17 protein-coding genes are annotated in these 18,872 nt (G+C 61.1%); 13 read left to right on the top strand and 4 right to left on the bottom strand.

The window, feature by feature from the left end; all coding sequences use genetic code 11:
- Positions 1–9 precede the first annotated feature (9 nt).
- Complete coding sequence (locus RlegSU303_RS06280) at positions 10–555, top strand: CGNR zinc finger domain-containing protein (protein WP_168279953.1); 546 nt, start codon at positions 10–12, stop codon at positions 553–555.
- Positions 552–1,055 (top strand): hypothetical protein, encoded by a 504-nt coding sequence (locus RlegSU303_RS06275; protein ID WP_168279954.1) that lies wholly within the window; start codon positions 552–554, stop codon positions 1,053–1,055. Before RlegSU303_RS06280 ends, RlegSU303_RS06275 begins: the two co-directional genes overlap by 4 nt.
- A gap of 72 nt (positions 1,056–1,127) precedes the next feature.
- On the opposite strand, the gene ndk is transcribed toward RlegSU303_RS06275, so the two are convergent.
- Positions 1,128–1,550 carry a nucleoside-diphosphate kinase gene (gene ndk / locus RlegSU303_RS06270; protein WP_004680549.1) on the bottom strand — a complete coding sequence of 141 codons (423 nt, stop codon included), beginning with the start codon at positions 1,548–1,550 and terminating at the stop codon, positions 1,128–1,130.
- Positions 1,551–1,631: 81 nt separating this feature from the next.
- The gene (locus RlegSU303_RS06265; protein WP_131629223.1) at positions 1,632–2,321 is read right to left on the bottom strand and encodes a glutathione S-transferase family protein; all 690 of its coding nucleotides are present in this window, start codon (positions 2,319–2,321) and stop codon (positions 1,632–1,634) included.
- 139 nt (positions 2,322–2,460) lie between these two features.
- Between RlegSU303_RS06265 and RlegSU303_RS06260 the strand changes: the two genes are divergently transcribed.
- From RlegSU303_RS06260 to RlegSU303_RS06235, 6 genes are all read left to right on the top strand, one after another.
- Positions 2,461–2,970, top strand: a complete 510-nt coding sequence (locus RlegSU303_RS06260) for a DinB family protein (protein ID WP_131621906.1) — start codon at positions 2,461–2,463, stop codon at positions 2,968–2,970.
- Positions 2,971–3,178: 208 nt separating this feature from the next.
- Complete coding sequence (locus tag RlegSU303_RS06255; protein WP_094086305.1) at positions 3,179–4,228, top strand: GGDEF domain-containing protein; 1,050 nt, start codon at positions 3,179–3,181, stop codon at positions 4,226–4,228.
- 102 nt (positions 4,229–4,330) lie between these two features.
- On the top strand, positions 4,331–6,214 hold the full coding sequence (gene abc-f, locus RlegSU303_RS06250; protein WP_017959822.1) for a ribosomal protection-like ABC-F family protein: 1,884 nt from the start codon (positions 4,331–4,333) through the stop codon (positions 6,212–6,214).
- A 224-nt stretch (positions 6,215–6,438) separates the two neighbouring features.
- Complete coding sequence (locus RlegSU303_RS06245) at positions 6,439–8,481, top strand: prolyl oligopeptidase family serine peptidase (RefSeq protein ID WP_094086306.1); 2,043 nt, start codon at positions 6,439–6,441, stop codon at positions 8,479–8,481.
- A gap of 88 nt (positions 8,482–8,569) precedes the next feature.
- The gene (locus tag RlegSU303_RS06240) at positions 8,570–9,496 is read left to right on the top strand and encodes a Gfo/Idh/MocA family protein (protein ID WP_131621908.1); all 927 of its coding nucleotides are present in this window, start codon (positions 8,570–8,572) and stop codon (positions 9,494–9,496) included.
- Positions 9,497–9,568: 72 nt separating this feature from the next.
- Positions 9,569–10,072 carry a hypothetical protein gene (locus tag RlegSU303_RS06235; protein WP_231283853.1) on the top strand — a complete coding sequence of 168 codons (504 nt, stop codon included), beginning with the start codon at positions 9,569–9,571 and terminating at the stop codon, positions 10,070–10,072.
- Positions 10,073–10,187: 115 nt separating this feature from the next.
- Here RlegSU303_RS06235 and RlegSU303_RS06230 read toward each other — a convergent pair whose 3' ends face one another.
- Together RlegSU303_RS06230 and RlegSU303_RS06225 are read right to left on the bottom strand one after the other, a co-directional pair.
- Positions 10,188–10,637 (bottom strand): DNA polymerase III subunit chi, encoded by a 450-nt coding sequence (locus RlegSU303_RS06230; RefSeq protein WP_011651256.1) that lies wholly within the window; start codon positions 10,635–10,637, stop codon positions 10,188–10,190.
- A complete protein-coding gene (locus tag RlegSU303_RS06225) occupies positions 10,637–12,127 on the bottom strand; it encodes a leucyl aminopeptidase (protein ID WP_131629221.1) in 1,491 nt (496 codons plus the stop codon). The genes RlegSU303_RS06230 and RlegSU303_RS06225 overlap by 1 nt, the downstream gene beginning before the upstream one ends.
- Positions 12,128–12,271: 144 nt before the next feature.
- On the opposite strand from RlegSU303_RS06225, the gene RlegSU303_RS06220 reads away from it, so the two are divergent.
- The 5 genes from RlegSU303_RS06220 to RlegSU303_RS06200 all read left to right on the top strand — a co-directional run bounded on the left by RlegSU303_RS06220 (position 12,272) and on the right by RlegSU303_RS06200 (position 18,868).
- Complete coding sequence (locus RlegSU303_RS06220) at positions 12,272–13,045, top strand: phosphatase PAP2 family protein (RefSeq protein WP_017959816.1); 774 nt, start codon at positions 12,272–12,274, stop codon at positions 13,043–13,045.
- 100 nt (positions 13,046–13,145) lie between these two features.
- Entirely contained in the window at positions 13,146–14,327 is a 1,182-nt protein-coding gene (lptF, locus tag RlegSU303_RS06215; RefSeq protein ID WP_026158615.1) for an LPS export ABC transporter permease LptF, read from the top strand.
- Positions 14,324–15,412, top strand: a complete 1,089-nt coding sequence (gene lptG / locus RlegSU303_RS06210; RefSeq protein ID WP_017959814.1) for an LPS export ABC transporter permease LptG — start codon at positions 14,324–14,326, stop codon at positions 15,410–15,412. The genes lptF and lptG overlap by 4 nt, the downstream gene beginning before the upstream one ends.
- On the top strand, positions 15,412–17,739 hold the full coding sequence (locus tag RlegSU303_RS06205) for an LPS-assembly protein LptD (protein ID WP_017959813.1): 2,328 nt from the start codon (positions 15,412–15,414) through the stop codon (positions 17,737–17,739). The genes lptG and RlegSU303_RS06205 overlap by 1 nt, the downstream gene beginning before the upstream one ends.
- 184 nt (positions 17,740–17,923) lie before the next feature.
- On the top strand, positions 17,924–18,868 hold the full coding sequence (locus RlegSU303_RS06200) for a peptidylprolyl isomerase (RefSeq protein WP_017959812.1): 945 nt from the start codon (positions 17,924–17,926) through the stop codon (positions 18,866–18,868).
- The last annotated feature ends 4 nt before the right edge of the window (positions 18,869–18,872 follow it).

Genomic DNA, 18,872 nt, shown 5'->3' with positions numbered 1-18,872 from the left:
TAATTTATCATGAGCTTCTCCTGGACCCCTCACCGCTTTGCCGGCGGCGCACTGGCGCTCGATGTCGTCAACAGCGTCGTTCTGCGCCACGATACCACGCGGCGTATCGACCGCTTCGCGGTCAGAGACCAGATGCGGAGCTTTCCGCGCGCCGCCGCCGAATTCTGCGCCGAGCGGGCCCTCTTCGGCGACATCGCGCCGGTGGCGGCGGAAAACGAGGCGGATTTCATCGCACTGCGGGAAGCGATCGACCTCTATTTCCGCAAGCGTATACTTGATGGAGGCGACGACCAACTGCTCGCCAGCCTGCTGGAGGCGCTGGCGAAGGCGTTGCGCGACACGAGGCCCGACAGCTTGGTCGCGGCGACCGCCCATTCGGCGCTGCGGCTGATCGCCATGCCTGATCCGGACCGCATGAAGATCTGCGGCAATTGCGGCTGGCTGTTCATCGACCGCAGCAAGAACAGGAGCCGGACCTGGTGCGACATGGCGGTCTGCGGCAACCGCGCCAAGGCGAACCGTCACTATCGCCGCAAGAAGGAGGAGACGCCATGAGAAAGCATTGTATCCTGATGGCGGCGGTTGCCGGGCTGGTGCTGTCAGCCTGCCAGCGCCAGGCTGAAAACCTGGTCGAGGTCACCGGCCATCTCTTCGTCTTCAACTATCGGATAGCGAGCGCCACCTATCTGCTGACGCTGAAGAAGACAGGCCCCATCCCCGACGGTTCGGTCATCATCGCCGAATTCGAAAATCCGCAAGGCGGCGATCCGCTGGTGCTGAACCAGAAGATCTATCCGATCGACGACAAGATCGCGCTGCAGAGCGAAAACCTGCATTGCGTGCGCAAGGACCGTCCCTATTCCGTCAGCGTCCGGCTGGTCGACAAGGACGGCAAGGTGCTGCAGGAATTGAAGACGCAGTTCCGGTCCGACCTCGACCAGACCGTCCTGCCGAGCAAGCCGCTCGTGGTCGGTGCGTTTTATGACAAGAACCCGGAGGTCTTCAAGCCTGACGGCAGCGTCGATTTCTCGAATACGGACAAATGTCCGGCATAGAAAAAGCCGGAGCGTGGCCCCGGCTTTCGAGAGTCAATTCAAGGCATTGCCAGCGAATGCCGAAGCGTGGCCTCAGCCGACGATTTCGGTATCGGAGAACCAGTACTTGATTTCCTGGGCAGCCGTCTCCGGAGCATCCGAGCCGTGAACGGAATTTTCGCCGATCGACAGAGCGTGAACCTTGCGGATCGTGCCTTCGTCAGCGTTTGCCGGGTTGGTCGCGCCCATGATCTCGCGGTTCTTGAGGATCGCGCCTTCGCCTTCCAGCACCTGGACGACGGTCGGGCCGGAGGTCATGCCTTCGACCAGTTCGCCGAAGAAGGGACGGTCCTTGTGAACGGCGTAGAAGCCTTCGGCTTCGCGACGGCTCATCCAGACGCGCTTGGAAGCGACGACACGCAGGCCTGCATCTTCGAGCATCTTGGTGATGGCGCCCGTCAGGTTGCGCTTGGTCGCGTCCGGCTTGATCATCGAGAAGGTGCGTTCAATCGCCATAGTCAAATCCTCTGTTTTCTCGGGAAAAGTGGGCGGTCTTTACCCGCCCCAACGCCCGAAAACAAGAGGTAGGCGGCAATTTCACGCCGCTGTCACAGTCCTGCCGCGGCTTTGGTGAAGATCGAGGCAGCGTTCGAACCAGGCCATGACGGGATCGTCGGCGGCCAGCATGGCGAGACCGGCGGAGACACGCAGCCATTGCAGCGCGCCGAAGACGATATAGTCGGCAAAGAGCGGAGTCTGCCCGCCGATGAAGGGCTGGAACTTCAGCATGTGCCGCAGCGGCTCCAGCTTGGCGCCGAAGGCGGCCTTCTCCGCTTCGCTGTCGGCGGCAACCAGTTCCAGCGGTTTGCCGAAGCGAGCCTCTCTGCTTTCGCGGAAATAGGCCTTGTCTTCCTCGTCGAGGTTCGCATGGATGTCGAGAAGGGCGATGCGCATGATCGCCGGATGGATGATCATCTGCGAATAGCCTTCCACCATCCGCGACAGCGCCTTGCCGCCCTCACCGTTGAATAGCGACGGCCGCTCGGGATAGGCCTGCTCCAGATAGAGGGCGATGTCGAAACTGTCGGAGACCAGCCGGCCATTGTCGTCGAGAACGGGCACGATCGACGAGACACCGCCGCCGATCGCGCGGATGCGGGCATAAGTCGTCGGAATCTCCTCGAAATCGAGCCCCTTATGCGCCAGCGCCATCACCGCCTTCCAGCAATGGGGCGAAAAGAAGCGCCGCTCGTCGGCGCCGCAGAGGGAATAGAGGGCTCTGGTCATGACAGTCCTTTCGAGATCGCAGCTCTATCCATTCCACGACAGAAAGCGGCTGCGATCAAATCAGGAAATTTCATGGCGTCATCACTCGGCTTTCTGGGGAAAAGGGCTAGACTGCCGATACGACACGGGAGGGGACAGGATGCTCAGACATTACAGGATGTTCGCCGCCTATAACCGCTGGGCCAACAAGCAAGTTTATGCGGCTGCGGCCGAACTCAGCGATGCAGAATTCCGCAATGATTGCGGCGCCTTCTTCGGCTCGCTGCATCGCACGCTCAATCATCTGCTCGTCGCCGACCGTATATGGATGAAGCGCTTCAGCGGCACCGGCGAAGCGCCGACGACACTCGATGCCGTGCTCTTCGAAGAGCTGGATGCGCTTGCCGCCGCACGCAAAATCGAGGACGCGCGTATCATTGCCTGGACGGGCATGCTGGACGAGAGAGCCCTCGCCGCCGACTTCACCTATGTAACAGTGGTACAGCCGGCCGAGATCACCCAGCCTCTGTCGGCGGCGCTCGCGCATTTCTTCAACCACCAAACCCATCATCGCGGCCAGTGCCACATGACGCTGACGGCGCTCGGCAAGGCGAGCCTCACGCTTGATCTCATCTACTTCCTGCGCAGCGAGGGCCGCGAATGGATGTGAGGCCCGATCCGAATTAAAAAGTTGGAACATGATGTCATCTGAAAACCGCTCACACTTTCGGCATCATGTTCTGGCATCAAGACTGAATTAACCGCCTTTGCCGGTTCCACCAGCGAATCCCGGGCTTTCCGTTGAAAATTCAGCCTCTCTTAAAAGCTTGCGGGCATAGCGTGATGTGAGAGATGAGGCCGGGTCGCGAGGGATCGTCATGCAGAATGCAAGCGCAAACGCATTGGTGCCGCGCGAGGCTGCGCGCGCCGCGCCGATGGCGGATATCCAGAAGATCGCCCAGCACATGGCGCGCCTCAACGTCGCGTCACTCCCGCGCAATTACGAACTCTTTCACGAGGCGATCGTCGGGCTGAATGCCGGCCTTGCGCAGGATATCGCGGCACTCGGGTCCCAGCCGCAGCAGCCGATGCTCGACGAACTCGGCCTGAAATACCGCCTCGTCGGCCATTGCGGGCTGGCGGGCGTGACATCCCGAAACGAGGCGAGCCGGATGCTGCGCGACGTGGCGGAAAGGCTTGCCGAAGGGCTGAAGCACAGGAACGCCTTTGCGCGCGCCTGCGGCACGATCCTGAAATCCGTGTCCGGCCACGACGACCAGAGCCTTGCCGCCTTCCTCAGCGAGGTCGACTACCTCACTGCCTCGCTTTCGACCGTTCTTGCAGCGGAGATGGAAATCGGCGCGAAGCTGCAGGACGATATCAAGACGCTGGAAACCCTGGAGCGCGGCATTTCGGCGATGCAATCGGCCGCGATCGCCGACAGGATCACCGGACTTCCAAACCGCATCGCACTGAACCGGACGATCGCCGATCTCTACAAGCGAGAAGAAGGTGCCGCCGGCAGCGCGCTGATCATGGTCGATATCGACAACTTCACCGATCTCAACGACAAATACGGCACCCAGGCCGGCAACAAGCTCCTGAAGAAGCTCGCCGGCCTGTTCAGCAAGTCGGTCAAGAAAAACGATTTCGTCGCTCGCACCGAGGCTGACGAATTCGCCCTGTTGTTTTCCAATGTCGGCATGCAGGATGCGATTGCTATTGCCGAACGCCTGCGCGCCTCCGTCGAGGACAATCTGGTCTTCGCGACATCCGACAAGGCCGATCCCGGCAGGCTCACCATCTCGATCGGCGTGGCGCTCAGCACCGATGCGGCAACTCCGGGACAGTTGCAGGCCAATGCCCGCGTGGCACTTCTCGCCGCGCAGTCGAACCCCCGACTGCCGGTGCAGGCTTTCGGCCGCTAGATCCGGCCGGAGGTCCGAAAACCACTCCCGCTTTTGGGCATCATGCTCCAGGACTGACAAGCGCTCTTGCCTTGGCGGGCGCTTTCGGCCAAAACGCCGGCCATGATCACGCTCACCGATATTTCCGCCCGCATCGCCGGGCGCCTGCTTCTCGACAATGCCAGCGTTTCGCTGCCTTCAGGCACGAAGGCTGGGCTCGTCGGGCGCAACGGCGCCGGCAAGTCCACGCTGTTTCGCGTCATCACCGGCGATCTCGGCTCGGAGAGCGGAACGGTGTCGATCCCCAAGGCCGCACGCATCGGCCAGGTGGCGCAGGAAGCGCCGGCGACCGAGGACGCCCTGATCGAGATCGTGCTTGCCGCGGACAAGGAACGCACCGCTCTCGTTGCCGAGGCGGAAACGGCGACCGATCCGCATCGCATCGCCGAAATCCAGATGCGTCTTGTCGATATCGACGCGCATTCGGCCGAAGCGCGCGCGGCGAGCATCCTTGCCGGCCTCGGCTTCGACAAGGACGCGCAGGCCCGCCCCGCCTCCTCCTTTTCCGGCGGCTGGCGCATGCGCGTCGCCCTTGCCGCCGTGCTGTTTTCCGAGCCGGATCTGCTTCTGCTCGACGAGCCGACCAACTATCTCGACCTCGAAGGCACGCTGTGGCTGGAAGACTATGTCCGCCGCTATCCGCACACCGTCATCATCATCAGCCACGATCGCGACCTTCTGAACAACGCGGTCAATGCGATCGTCCATCTCGACCAGAAGAAGCTGACCTTCTATCGCGGCGGTTACGACCAGTTCGAGCGGCAGAAAGCGGAAGCCGACGAGTTGCAGACCAAGGCCAAGGCCAAGAACGACGCGGCACGCAAACATCTGCAGGGCTTCATCGATCGCTTCAAGGCCAAGGCTTCCAAGGCCCGGCAGGCACAATCGCGCGTCAAGGCGCTGGAGCGCATGGGAACGGTCGCCGCGGTGATCGAGGACCACGTACAGCCGATCACTTTTCCTGAGCCGGAAAAGCAGCCGGCTTCGCCGATCGTCGCGATCCAGAGCGGCGCCGTCGGCTACGAGCCCGGCAATCCGATCCTGAAAAACCTCAATCTGCGCATCGACAATGACGACCGCATCGCCCTGCTCGGCTCGAACGGCAACGGCAAATCGACCTTCGCCAAATTCATCTCCGGCCGTCTGGCGCCGGAGAGCGGTGAAGTGAAGATCGCGCCGAGCCTGAAGATCGGCTTCTTCGCGCAGCACCAGCTCGACGACCTCATCCCCGAGCAATCGCCGGTGGAGCATGTGCGCCGACTGATGCCGGGCGCGCCGGAAGCCAAGGTGCGCGCCCGCGTCGCCCAGATGGGGCTTGCGACCGAGAAGATGGCGACGGCCGCCAAGGATCTTTCCGGCGGCGAAAAAGCCCGCCTGTTGATGGGGCTTGCCGCCTTCAATGCACCCAATCTGCTGATCCTCGACGAGCCGACCAACCACCTCGACATCGATAGCCGCCGCGCGCTGATCGAGGCGCTGAACGACTACGAAGGCGCCGTCATCCTGATCTCGCACGATCGTCACCTAATCGAGGCGACGGTCGATCGGCTGTGGCTGGTCAATGGCGGTACGGTGACGACCTTCGAAGGCGATATGGACGAGTACCGCGACCTCATCGTCACCTCAGGTAAAAAAAAAGAAGAAAAGCCGCAGCTAACTGAAGACGCGACGTCGAAGGCCGACCAGCGCAAGCTCAATGCCGAACGTCGCGCCTCGCTGACGCCGCTCAGGAAAAAGATCAACGAAATCGAATCCTTGACGGCGAAGCTGGAGAAACAGATTCAGGCGCTTGACGCGGAACTTGCGGATCCGGCCCTTTATGAGAAGACGCCAGCCAAGGCCGCCGAGAAGGCAAAGCAGCGCGGCGAGGCCGCGGCAAAACTCGCTGCCGCCGAGGAAGACTGGCTGATGCTGTCAGCCGAATACGAAGAAGCGATGGCGGGATAGCCACAGGGTGACGCTGAAATTCAAGAAGACCGAGGTGCCGAACACCGTCGTCGCCTCGGCCGATTTCGTGACGATCCGCTAGCGCATCGGGCCGATGCTTAGATTCAAAGTGTTACAGCGTCCTTCGCGCGTCTGAAGAGACGCGCGGCGCTGCAAGGCGGGTTGCCAAGTCGGGACCGGCTGCCTAGATCTGTCCGACGTCAACAGAAGCCGGCAGGTCATATATGAACCTTCATCTCGAAACGGACGACGATCCGCGCACCCGCCAGTTCATCGACGAGCACAACCGGGTTTCCGACGCGGCTCTGAGAACACCTGAATTCGAGAGAGATCGCGACGCGATCAAGGCGCTGATCGAGCGGCAGGACAGGCTGATCGTTCCGATGCGCCGAGGCGAGTGGCTGTTCGATTTCCGCCAGAGCAAGGACAATCCTCTCGGCATCTGGCTCCGCCTGCCGGCAGACCAAGAGCCGCTGCCGGACGCCGCCTGGGAGCCGGTCTTCGATCTCGACGCCTTCTGCGTCAGGGAAGGCAAGCGCTGGAATTGGCGCGGCGCCGTCACCTGCCCATGGGAGCCGACGCGGGTGCTGCTCACGCTTTCGGACGGCGGCTCCGATCTTCTCCGGCTGCTCGAATTCGACGCCGAGCGGAAACAGGTCGTCGAGGGCGGCTTCGATACACCGGCCGCACGATCGCATGCCACCTGGCTGAGCCGTGACGAAATCTGCTATTTTGGTTCCATAGACAGATTTTCGGCGACCCGCTCCGGATGGCCGCGCGTCGGACGGCGATTGAAGCGCGGGCAGCGGCCGGAAGATGCCACCGTCATGTTCGAAGCAGCAGACGAGGACGTCTACGGCTTCAATCTCGTCATCGACCCTGCCCTATCAGGCGCTTCGGCGGATCGCGGATTGATCGATATTTTCGTCGCCGCCCACGAGATCGGCGTCGCGAGCGCTTTCCTGATCGCCAGCGACGGCACACAGCGGCGCATCGATCTGCCTAAGGAAGCCGATTTCCAGTTCAATCATGATCATTGCCTTTGGCGGGCAAAGACCGATGAGCGCGTTGCGACCGGCAGCCTCGTGCTGCAACGCTTCGATCCCGCCTCGGAGACGGCCCTGCTCGGGCCGGAGCGGATCCTGTTTCAGCCTGCCGAGGGCCAGTCCATCGCGCAGATGATGCTGATGCAGGAGTGGTGCGTCTTCATCATCTCCGATCGGCTGCGTCCGCGTCTCATGGTGCTGGACCTGACAAGGCCCGATGCTGAGCAGCGGGAGATCGCACTGCCGGCGGATATGCAGACGGCTCACTTCAGGCCGCTCCATGCCGATCTACATCTTGGCGACGATACGCTCCACATCGTCGGCCAGGGCTTCCTGCAGCCGCCCGTCTGTTACCGTCTCGAACTGTCGGATCGCAGCAAAGAGGCCGAGCCGGTTTTCGTCGCCGCGGCGCCGAGCTATTTCGATGCGACCGATATGTCATCCGAACTGCTGGAGGCTGTTTCCGAGGACGGAACGAGGGTTACCTACCGGCTGGTCCTGCCGAAGCAATGGACCAAGGGCGCGCTGCCGGTGCTGCTTTACGGCTATGGCGGCTTCGATGTCCCGTTGTCGCCAAGCTATTCCGGCGTGACAGGACGCTGGCTGGAACAAGGCGGCGCCTATGTGCAGGCCTATATTCGAGGCGGCGGCGAATTCGGGCCCGACTGGTATCGCAGCGCCAAGCGGCAAGGGCGAGACCGGGCGTTTGCCGATTTCGTCGCCATCGCGCGCGATCTCGTCGCCCGCGGCTATACAGTGCCGTCGCGGATCGCCTGCCAGGGCGGCAGCAATGGCGGTCTGCTGACCGGCGTGATGCTGACGCGCTATCCTGACGATTTCGGCGCCGTCTGGTGCCAGGTGCCGGTTCTCGACATGACACGCTTCCACCTGTTCAGCGCAGGGCAAGCCTGGATGGACGAATATGGCGATCCGGAGACGCCGGTGGACCGGGACTTCATGCTCGGTTATTCGCCGCTTCACAATGTCGGGCCGGCGACCAAGGTCAGCTATCCGCCGATCTACATCGAAAGCTCGGCCAATGACGACCGCGTGCATCCCTCGCATGCGCGCCGCTTTGCCGCGCGACTGGAGGAAGAAGGACACCGGCCGCTCTTCCATGAATTCGGCTCCGGCGGGCATGGCGGCGACGGCAATTCCGAAGAGCGCGCCGCCCGCGCGGCGATGGGTTACAGCTTCCTTCGCCAAACCATCATGCGATAGAATGAAGGAGGAGAGCTTGTCGGCACGCCTCTTTCTGATACAAACGCGTCAATAATCATACTTTTCATACAGGCTCGAGCGAAACACCATGTCTCCTATCAATCTCGCCATCGTCGGCGTCGGCAAGATCGTCCGCGACCAGCACCTTCCCTCCATCGCCAAGAACCCGGATTTCGAACTCGTCGCCACGGCAAGCCGCCACGGCACGGTCGAAGGCGTCAAGAGTTATACGACGATCGAAGCGATGCTCGACGCCGAGCCCTCGATCGATGCCGTCTCGCTCTGCATGCCGCCGCAATATCGCTATGAGGCAGCCTATAAGGCGCTGGTCGCCGGCAAGCACGTCTTCCTGGAAAAGCCGCCTGGCGCGACGCTCAGCGAAGTGGCCGATCTCGAAGCGCTGGCGAGCAAGCAGGGTGCGTCGCTCTTTGCCAGCTGGCATTCGCGCTACGCGCCGGGCGTCGAGGCCGCCAAGGCGTTTCTTGCCGCGACGACGATCAAAAGCGTGCATGTGATCTGGAAGGAGGATGTCCGCCACTGGCATCCGAACCAGGACTGGATCTGGCAGGCCGGCGGCCTCGGCGTTTTCGATCCCGGCATCAACGCGCTGTCGATCGTCACCCATATCCTGCCGCGGCCGATCTTCATCACCGAGGCCGTGCTCGAATTTCCCGAGAATCGCGATGCACCGATCGCGGCCGACATTCACTTCCGCAATGCGGACGGCTTGCCGGTTCACGCCGAATTCGACTGGCGCCAGACCGGCAAGCAGAGCTGGGACATCGTCGCGGAAACGGCAGCCGGCCAGATGGTGCTCGCCGAGGGCGGCGCCAAGCTTTTGATCGACGGCGCGCTGAGATTCGCCGAGCCGGAGCAGGAATATCCCTCGCTCTACCGTCGCTTTGCCGAAATCATCAAGGCCGGCAAATCGGATGTCGATCTCGCGCCGCTGCGCCACGTCGCCGATGCCTTCATGCTCGGCAAGCGGAAATTCGTCGACGCCTTCCACGACTGAGCGTCGCAATAACGTCATAGAAACCGGCAAGATTTGCCGGCCTATGGCAATAGTGTTCGGGGGCAGCCGCTCATGAGCAACAAAATTGGCCGCAAGGGCCGATTTTTCCGCCTGTTGAAGATTGGCATCCTTGTGGTGCCGCTTCTCGGCCTTGCAGCATGCTCGGGCGAAGAGGTCGTCATGCCGCCTGATCCACCGGGCATTTCCCGATCCGAGGAATATTCCTTCGGATCGGCGACCCAGGCCCAGGATTGGCAGGCCACCCGCAAGGTGCTGGGCCAGCTGGAAGGGCGGTTCGGAGAGAAGTCCATGCGTATCCTGGCGCGCAATCTTGTCAGCACCACCGACCCGCAGACCATCAAGGCTTATTATGCCGAACGCCTTGTGCATCAAGCCGGCTGGGCGGAAATGCCGGTCAGCACCTTTGCCGACAAGGCGTGGGCATTCGCTTTGGTCAGCCCGAATGGAAAGCATGTTTTGGCAGTCGAGGCGCTCGACGCATCGGAAAGTGCTGGCGGGATCGTACCCCTCAATATCCTGACAAACCTTGACGAGGATAAAGATTCGAAACGGTAGCGGCGTTCGCTGGCGGGAGAGCGAAGCTGGACGGCTTCATGCAGCAATTCAAAGTGTTACAGCGTCCTTTGCGGCTCTCGAAAGACGCGCGCCGCAGTAGCGTCGTAGCGAACGATCAGGCCTTCTTCTCCCATCGCCCTTCCGGTGTCTGCTGCCAATAGGTGAGGTTATGTCCCTCTCCTTTCAGCTTCTTCCACTGCGCACGGGCGGTGTCCAGTTGCTCCTGGTCATGACCGTCGAACATGAAGACGATGCGCTCATAGGCATCGGCCGGCGGCGGCTCGGCGCCGTCGACGATGAAACGCACGGTCGCCGCATTGGCATTGTCCGGCGTCACGGTCAAAAGCACCGGCTGGCTTTCGGCGAAATCCGCCTCGTCGGTGCCGTGCGGCAGGAAGCTCTCCTCGCGGAAAGTCCAAAGATGCTGATCGAGAGCATCACGCCGCGCCGGCTCGCGCGTCTGGACGGCAACGCGCCAGCCGCGCTCGACGCTTTTGTCGATGAGCGGCGGAAGCGCGTCCTCCAGCCTGGATTCGGTCAGATGATAGAAGAGAACGTCCGTCATCAGGATTCATAATGGGCGCGAACGAGTTCGTCGAGCAGGCGTACGCCGAAGCCGGAACCCCAGGATTGATTGATCTCGTCCTGCGGCGAGCCCATCGCCGTGCCGGCAATATCGAGATGCGCCCAAGGCGTGTCCTGCACGAAGCGCTTGAGGAAATGCGCGGCCGTGATCGAGCCGGCCTGTCGGCCGCCGGTGTTCTTCATATCGGCGAACTTGCTGTCGATCAGCTTGTCGTAATCCCTGCCGAGCGGCATGCGCCAGAGCTTCTCGTTTGTGGAAAGGCCGGCTGCCGTTAGTTGCGCGGAAAGCTGGTCGTCGTTGGAGAACAGGCCGGCATGCACATTGCCGAGTGCGACGACGATCGCCCCGGTCAGGGTGGCGAGATTGATCATGAACTGCGGCTTGAAGCGGTCGTTGCAGTACCAGAGCGCATCGCAGAGCACGAGGCGGCCCTCGGCATCGGTGTTGATCACCTCGATCGTCTGGCCGGACATCGAGGTGACGATATCGCCCGGACGCTGGGCGTTACCGTCAGGCATGTTCTCGACCAGGCCGATGATGCCGATGGCGTTGACGGCCGCCTTGCGGGAGGCGAGCACATGCATGAGGCCGGTGACGGCTGCCGCACCGCCCATATCGCCCTTCATGTCTTCCATGCCGGCGGCCGGCTTGATCGAAATGCCGCCGGTATCGAAGACGACACCCTTGCCGATGAAGGCGACGGGGCGATCCTTGCCCTTGCCGCCCTTCCACTGCATGACCGCCAGGCGCGGCGGACGCACGGAGCCCTGGGCGACGCCGAGAAGGGCGCCCATGCCGAGGCGGCGCATTTCGCGCTCCGTCAAGATTTCCACTTCGACGCCGAGCTTTTCCAACTCCTTGGCCTTGGCGGCGAACTCGACGGGGCCGAGCACGTTCGGCGGTTCGTTGACGAGGTCGCGGGCAAGGTTGACACCGCCGGCAATCGCTTCGGAATCGGAAAACGCCTTCTTGGCGCCAGCCGGATCGGCGGTGACGATCGTCACCTTGACGGATTTCGCCGGCTTCTCCTCCTCATCGCTCTTCTTCGTCTTGTAGGTATCGAAGCTATAGGCGCGCAGCAGCACGCCGAGCGCGAAATCGGCAGCTGCCCGCGCGCTGGTATCGAGGCCAGGCACGTCGATGAAGACAGCGGCGTTGTCGGTGTTCTTGATTCTCGAGGCCGCAGCACCGCCGGCCTTCAGCCAGTCATGGGCGGTGAGTTCAGCTGCCTTGCCGAGCCCGATGACGACGATGCGCTCGACGGGCGCGCCTTCGGGTGCGACAATATCGAGCCCGCTCATGGATTTCGCGGAGAATCGGGCGATCCGGGCAGCCTTGGCGATCACACCTGCCGGGTCGACCGTATCGGCGCCGGCAGCGCTGTCGGCCTCCGCGGTCTTCAACAGGATCGCCAGGCCGCCATTGAGCTTTGCCGACTTTGCGAATGAAATTTCCAACTTTACTGACATGTCTTCTCCGCTGGGATTCTTTGAAATCCGTCCCTGGCGGATAATTTCGCGTTTGGCGGGTCTGTCAATGGCTTGCGACAATTGTTATGGTCGCCCGCAGCTATCAGGGCTCCCTTGTTTTCGTCAGTTTTGTAGATATTCGCGTTGACAGTTTTTTCGAAAAATCGATGGCGGAGCTTGGCAATCCGCCTGCCGAAAACAACTTTCGGCGCATTCATGCTGCTGTTTTGGATGTGGTGGGCGCTGCTTGCCGTCTTCCGTGCTTTCCCCGAAATAGACATCTATTTTTCCCAGCTTTTTTTCGTGGGCGCAGATTGCGACGCGACTGCTGCTGCCGGGAGCATCTGCGGCGGCTTTCCCTATCGCGACGTCGCGGCCTTCGACCTGCTGCGTACTCTATTCTTCCGCCTGCCCTATGTGGTGGCGATCGTGATGCTGTGGAAACTCGTCGAATGCTACCAGCAGCACGGCGCAACCTTCAACGCCGAGCGCGCGCAAAAGCTCAAAGTCGCGCTCGGAACGATGCTGATCGGGCCGGTGCTGCTCGTCAATGTCATCCTCAAGGAACATTGGGGCCGGCCGCGGCCGATACAGACGGACATTTTCGGCGGTACGCTGCATTTCGTCGAGGCAGGTTCGCTTGCCGGAAAATGCGTTTCGAACTGCTCGTTCGTCTCCGGCGAGGCGGCGAGTGCCGGCTGGCTCTTCTGCCTCCTGCTCTTCGTGCCGAAATCCCTGCGTTATGCGGTGGCGGCACCCTTGGCGGCGATCTCGATCCTCACCCCGGCGATGCGGCTATCCTTCGGCGCACACTATCTTTCCGACGTCGTTCTTGGATGGCTTTCTTCGCTTGTCGTCTTCGCCGCATTGCTGGCGTTAACTGAGTCGCAACAGCATCAAAAAAATTCTGAAATTTGAATGAATTTTTGACACCAGCTTGTCGCAAAAGCGCGACAAAGAGCGTAGAGGGATTCTCCTGCAAGGCCGTTTGGGCGTGCAGGTGCTTTCAAGGGCAGGCATGAAACTACTCGAGACATACATATTGCGGCGCGTCGGCCAGATGTTTCTCGTGGCGCTCCTGCCGGTTCTGGCGATCATTTGGACGACTCAGGTTCTGCAGCGCATCAATCTGGTCACCGACAGCGGCCAGTCGATCGGCTCGTTCGCCAAGCTGGCGACGATGATTCTGCCGTCGATCATTCCTGTCGTTCTGCCCTTCGCTCTCGTTATCGCGATCACCCAGACGCTGACGACGATGAACAACGATTCCGAACTTACCGTCATCGACGCGGCCGGGGCGCGGCGCAGCGTGCTGATCCGCCCGATCCTGCTGCTTGCCGCCGTCATCAGCGTCTTTTCCTTTTTCGTCGACAACGTCGTCGAGCCGCGCGCAAAGACCGTCGTGCGCCAGATGATCGCCGAGACCTATGCTGACCTCCTCTCTTCGGTGATCGAGGAAAAGACCTTCCGCAAGCTCGACGAAGGCCTCTATGTTCAGATCTCGCAGCGGATGGCGGGCCGCATGCTGAAGGGCCTGTTCGTCGCCGACGAGCGCGACCCGGCCTATGAACTGATCTATTATGCGAAGGAAGGCGCCGTCGACGACACGGGCACGACGCTGATCATGCATCAAGGCGAAGTGCACCGAAAAACGCCCGATGGCAACGTCTCGGTTATCAATTTCGATTCCTATTCCTTCGATCTATCGGACATGACTGAGAATCGCGGACAGGCGACGTTGCGCGCCAGCGACCGTGACCTGTGGTTCCTGTTCAATCCGGATCCGGCCGATAAGGACTTTACTATCCGGCCGCAAAGCTACCGCGCCGAACTGCATCGGCGGCTGACCGACTGGATCCTGCCCGTCGTCTTTGCACTGTTTTCACTGGCGATCGCCGGCGATGCGCGCTCGCACCGCGAAGCGCGGCTGCATCCGATGGTGAGCGCTCTCGCTTATGCCTTCGCGATGCGATGGGCCGCCTTCTACGCGGCCAATCAGATCGATACCGACCCTGAATATATCGCCGTCCTCTACGCCATCCCGATTGTCAGCAGCATCGTCTCGATCGTCTTCCTCGGCCTGCACAAACGACTGGTCATGCCTTCGTTCATCCGGGACCGGATTTCGTCTTTCTGGAGACGGATGCAGGAAAGGCTGCTTGCCGCAGCCGGCAGGACCGGCGGGGGCACTGCCCAATGATGTTCGGGACATTGTCGCGTTATTTCTTTCGCCGCTATCTGGTGACGACGGGCTGGTTCCTGATCGGCGTCTCGGCGATTTCTTTCCTTCTCGATTTCAGCGAGACGGCGGGCCGCATGTCCGGCCTTCCCGGCTACACGATCGGCGGCGGCGTCTTGATGACCGCCGTGCGCCTGCCGCTCATCCTACAGCAGACTGTGCCATTCATCGCACTGTTCGTCGGCATGACGGTGCTGATCGGCCTCAACCGCAAATATGAACTCGTCGTCACGCGCGCTGCCGGCATTTCGGTCTGGCAGTTCATGTTCCCCTTCATCGCCGGCTCGCTGGCGCTCGGCCTGCTGACGATGGCGGCGCTCAACCCGCTTGCCGCCTGGGGACAGCGCCAGGCACTGCTGGTCGAATCGGACTGGCGTGGCGAGAACGCGGTTCTGCGCAAGGCACCGCAGATTCCGTGGCTGCGCCAGATCAGTGGCCGGGACGATGTCATCATCGGCGCCCAGACGGTCCAGGAGAACGGAACCAAGCTGATCGACGCCGTGCTGATCCATTTCGATTCAAGCGGTCAGGTCATTCTGAGACAGGACGCCGCCACGGCAAAATTGGAAGATGGTTACTGGCAACTTAACACCGTAGTGGAGCGCAAGCCTGGCGAAATCCCCGTGCGTAAAGCTTCGGTTCAACTTCGCACCAATCTGAAACAGGACTTCGTCCAGGAGCGGCTGACAGCGCCGGAAACAATTGGTTTCTTTGACCTTTCCAACCGAATTGCTGCGGCCAAGTCCTTCGGCATTTCGACCAAGGCGCTGGAGACGCAATTCAACTCCCTGTTGTCCCAGCCATTGCTGCTGGTGGCCATGACTTTCATAGCCGCAACAGTGTCCCTAAAATTTAGCCGGTTCAACCAATCCCGCTCCGTGATTCTGGGTGGCATCCTCTCGGGCTTCATGCTTTATGTCGTCACCGTGCTTGTAAAGGCATTCGGAAGCAGTGGAGTCGTGCCCCCCTTCGTGGCGACGTGGATACCGGTGGTCGTCGCGCTGGCCTTGGGTGCGACTATTCTGCTTCATCAGGAGGACGGCTAGTGGCGGCAGGCGACCGCAAGTATTTTAGTAATCAGCTGGTTGCCCTGCTTGTCGGCGCGACTCTATGTTCCTATTTCGGCAGTGTCCCAGTCTCCTACGGCCAGGCCAACACGTCCGCTCAAGATATCGGGAAGAACATTCCGGAAGGAGCCAAGCTCCTGCTTTCGGCCAATGAACTGGTCTATAACCGTGACGCCGATCTGGTGTCGGCGGTTGGCGGCGTACAGATCAATTATGCCGGCTATAAAATGGTCGCTCAGAAGGTCGAGTACAATCAGAAGACCGGCCGGATGATGGCGATCGGCAATATCGAGCTGGTCAGTCCCGACGGCAATCGCATCTATGCCGACAACCTCGACGTGACCGACAATTTCGCCGACGGGTTCATGAACTCGCTGCGTATCGAAACCGCCGACAATACGCGTATCGCCGCCGAAACCGGCGAGCGCGTCGGCGGCACGAAGATGATTCTCAACAAGGGCGTCTACACGGCCTGCCTTCCCTGCGCCGAGGATCCGAAGCGCGCGCCCTTCTGGCAGGTCAAGGCCCAGCGGGTGATCCAGAACGGCGAGACGCATACGATCCGTCTGGAGAGAGCGCGCTTCGAGCTGCTCGGCCATCCGATCGCCTTCCTGCCGTTCATCGAAGTTCCCGACAATACGGTGAAACGCAAGTCCGGCTTTCTGTTTCCGACGATGAGCCTGTCGCAGAATCTCGGCTTCGGTCTTTCCGTTCCTTATTACTATGTGATCTCGCCGAGTATGGACGCGACGGTCACCGCCACGGGCTACACCGCCCAGGGCTTCCTCATCGAAGGCGAATTCCGTCAACGCTTCGAAAATGGCACGCATATTCTGCGCGTCGCAGGCATCGACCAGGCAAAGCCGAGCAACTTCAGCTCCGGCACCAGCGATGCCGAAGCCGACCAGCGTGGCATGGTGGCTTCCAAGGCCGAATTCCGCATCAATCCGCGCTGGACGTTCGGCTGGGACGTCATGATGCAGAGCGACAACAATTTCTCGAAAACGTACAAGCTGCGGGGCCTGACCGGTACGGATCGTACCAATCAGATCTACCTGACAGGGCTCGGGAAACGCAATTATTTCGACATGCGGGCGTTCTATTTCGACGTCCAGGATGCCGATCGGACGAATACCGCTGAAAAGCAGCAGGCGATCGTCTATCCGTCGCTCGACTATCACTATGTGGCGCCGCAGCCGCTTGCCGGCGGCGAGCTTTCGGCGGATGTCAACCTGACGAATATTTCGCGCACACATGACGACTTCTATACCGTCGACGGCTTCGACCGTTTCCGCGGCCTGAAAGGCCAGACTTCGCGGCTGACTGCCGAACTTCAATGGAAGCGCACCTACGTCACGCCGACCGGTCTTGTGATCACACCGCTGCTGGCCGCGCGCGGCGATGCCTTCGCGCTGAACATGGATGATCCGACCGGCTACACCGGCAACTACGTCGACGGCAATTCTGCTACCCGCTCGATGTTCACAGCCGGTCTGGAGATGCGTTATCCGATCCTGATGACGACGGCTAACAGCACCCATATCCTCGAGCCGATCGCACAGATCTACGCCCGCCCCGACGAGCAGCTTGCCGGCCGCCTGCCGAACGAGGATGCGCAAAGCTTCGTCTTCGACGCCACCTCGCTTTTCGACCGCGACAAGTTCTCGGGCTACGACCGGGTCGAAGGCGGTACCCGCGCCAATATCGGCGTCCAGTATACCGGGACCTTCGACAGCGGTTACAAGCTGCACGGCATTTTCGGCCAGTCCTATCAGATCGCCGGCCAGAACTCCTTTGCAACGGCTGATCTTGTCAATGTCGGCGCCGACTCCGGCCTTGAAACCGACCGCTCCGATTACGTCGGCCTTGGCGGCGTCGAAACACCGTACGGCGTTTCCGTCGCAGCCTCCTACCGGCTCGACGAAAAGGATTTCGAATTCCGCCGCGGCGACCTGACGACGGCCTACCAGAACGACACCTTCGCGACGCAGCTGACCTACACCCATCTCAGCGCCCAGCCGGCATATGGCTTTGCCGAGGACAATGACGAGATCCAGACGAACAGCAGCGTCAAGTTCAAAGATTACTGGTCGATTTTCGGCGGCATTGCCTGGGATCTGAACAATGATGTGATCAGTCGGCGGACGATCGGCCTCTCTTATGAGGACGAATGCACGATCTTCACGATCGCCTATACGGACAGCAGAGATTCCGACGACGAGTCGGGAAGCGACTGGACGATCGGCGCACGGCTGACCTTCCGCACGCTCGGCGACATCAAGATCGGCACCGACACCCTCGAATGACGGGCGATCGGCGCAAACATGGCCTGAAGCCATTCTTTCGCCGTAAGCCTGTGCAGGACATTGCCGCCAGTCGGTATCTGAGGCATAGGAGTTTCGCGCCGTGATGGAAGCGATTTCAGCGTGTCTCGCACTGTGGTAAGAACGCCGCGAACAACGTCTCGCGGCGCTATCGGGAGGTCAACAGATGATTGACGCGAAAAAAGCCATAACCAAATTCCTCGCCGCGGCAGCGCTTGCATTGCTGACAGGCCTTGCCGGTCCAGCGCTTGCGGCAAGCGAAGTCAAAGCCGTGGTGAACGGCACCGCCATCACCAGCGGCGATGTCGCCAAGCGCCAGGCCTTCCTGCGCCTGCAGCGTACGAAGGCCGATGCCAAGACCGCCGAGGAGCAACTGATCGACGAGGCGCTCAAGCGGCAGGAAGTCGCTCGCGTCCGTATGTCGGTGTCGCAGCAGGACGTCGATGCGTCTTTCGCGCGCTTTTCGAGCGGCAACAAGCTTTCCCCCGAGCAGATGTCGCAGATCCTCGATCGCGCCGGCGTCGGCGTCGATCATTTCAAGGGTTTCATCGCCGTGCAGATGAGCTGGCCGCGTGTCGTCAACGCCCGCTACGGCTCGACCTCGCGGCTGTCGAACTATGATCTCGTCTCGCGCATGATGCAGAACAACAAGCAGAAGCCGGTGACGACGGAATATATGCTGCAGCAGATCATCTTCGTCATTCCGCAAGCCAAGCGCGGCGCCATCACCGGCAAGCGCAAGGGCGAGGCCGAGGCGTCGCGCTCCAAATTTCCAGGCTGCGATCAGGCAAAGGTGTTTGCTGCGACGATGCGCGACGTTTCCGTGCGCGATCTCGGCCGACTGCTCGCCCCCGAGATCCCGCCGGATTGGAAGCCGCTGGTCGAGCAGGCCAAGGGCAACACGACAGGGACCCGCGTCACCGACAAGGGCGTCGAGTATCTGGCAATCTGCAGCCAGCGGCAGGTTTCCGACGACCAGGCCGCCGAAATGGTCTTCCGCCAGGAAGATCTCGACAAGTCCAAGGCCGGCAAGGATGCCAGCCCGGAAAACGAAAACAGCAAGAAATACCTGGATGAACTGCGCAAAAAGGCGCAGATCGCCTATCGCTGACCGA

It is taken from the genome of Rhizobium sp. SU303, from assembly GCF_021052345.1.
GTDB lineage: Bacteria > Pseudomonadota > Alphaproteobacteria > Rhizobiales > Rhizobiaceae > Rhizobium > Rhizobium laguerreae.
The sequence above is the reverse complement of the archived record's forward strand: the minus strand, read 5'-3'. Positions and strand labels throughout refer to the sequence as shown.

Excerpts from the sequence above, each read along its gene's own strand:
- RlegSU303_RS06245 (WP_094086306.1), top strand. The coding sequence starts at position 6,439 with ATGAACCTTCATCTCGAAACGGACGACGATCCGCGCACCCGCCAGTTC.
- lptG (WP_017959814.1), top strand. The coding sequence starts at position 14,324 with ATGATGTTCGGGACATTGTCGCGTTATTTCTTTCGCCGCTATCTGGTG.
- RlegSU303_RS06200 (WP_017959812.1), top strand. The coding sequence starts at position 17,924 with ATGATTGACGCGAAAAAAGCCATAACCAAATTCCTCGCCGCGGCAGCG.
- abc-f (WP_017959822.1), top strand. The coding sequence starts at position 4,331 with ATGATCACGCTCACCGATATTTCCGCCCGCATCGCCGGGCGCCTGCTT.
- ndk (WP_004680549.1), bottom strand. The coding sequence starts at position 1,550 with ATGGCGATTGAACGCACCTTCTCGATGATCAAGCCGGACGCGACCAAG.
- RlegSU303_RS06240 (WP_131621908.1), top strand. The coding sequence starts at position 8,570 with ATGTCTCCTATCAATCTCGCCATCGTCGGCGTCGGCAAGATCGTCCGC.
- RlegSU303_RS06275 (WP_168279954.1), top strand. The coding sequence starts at position 552 with ATGAGAAAGCATTGTATCCTGATGGCGGCGGTTGCCGGGCTGGTGCTG.
- RlegSU303_RS06235 (WP_231283853.1), top strand. The coding sequence starts at position 9,569 with ATGAGCAACAAAATTGGCCGCAAGGGCCGATTTTTCCGCCTGTTGAAG.
- RlegSU303_RS06265 (WP_131629223.1), bottom strand. The coding sequence starts at position 2,321 with ATGACCAGAGCCCTCTATTCCCTCTGCGGCGCCGACGAGCGGCGCTTC.
- RlegSU303_RS06255 (WP_094086305.1), top strand. The coding sequence starts at position 3,179 with ATGCAGAATGCAAGCGCAAACGCATTGGTGCCGCGCGAGGCTGCGCGC.
- lptF (WP_026158615.1), top strand. The coding sequence starts at position 13,146 with ATGAAACTACTCGAGACATACATATTGCGGCGCGTCGGCCAGATGTTT.
- RlegSU303_RS06225 (WP_131629221.1), bottom strand. The coding sequence starts at position 12,127 with ATGTCAGTAAAGTTGGAAATTTCATTCGCAAAGTCGGCAAAGCTCAAT.
- RlegSU303_RS06230 (WP_011651256.1), bottom strand. The coding sequence starts at position 10,637 with ATGACGGACGTTCTCTTCTATCATCTGACCGAATCCAGGCTGGAGGAC.
- RlegSU303_RS06280 (WP_168279953.1), top strand. The coding sequence starts at position 10 with ATGAGCTTCTCCTGGACCCCTCACCGCTTTGCCGGCGGCGCACTGGCG.
- RlegSU303_RS06260 (WP_131621906.1), top strand. The coding sequence starts at position 2,461 with ATGCTCAGACATTACAGGATGTTCGCCGCCTATAACCGCTGGGCCAAC.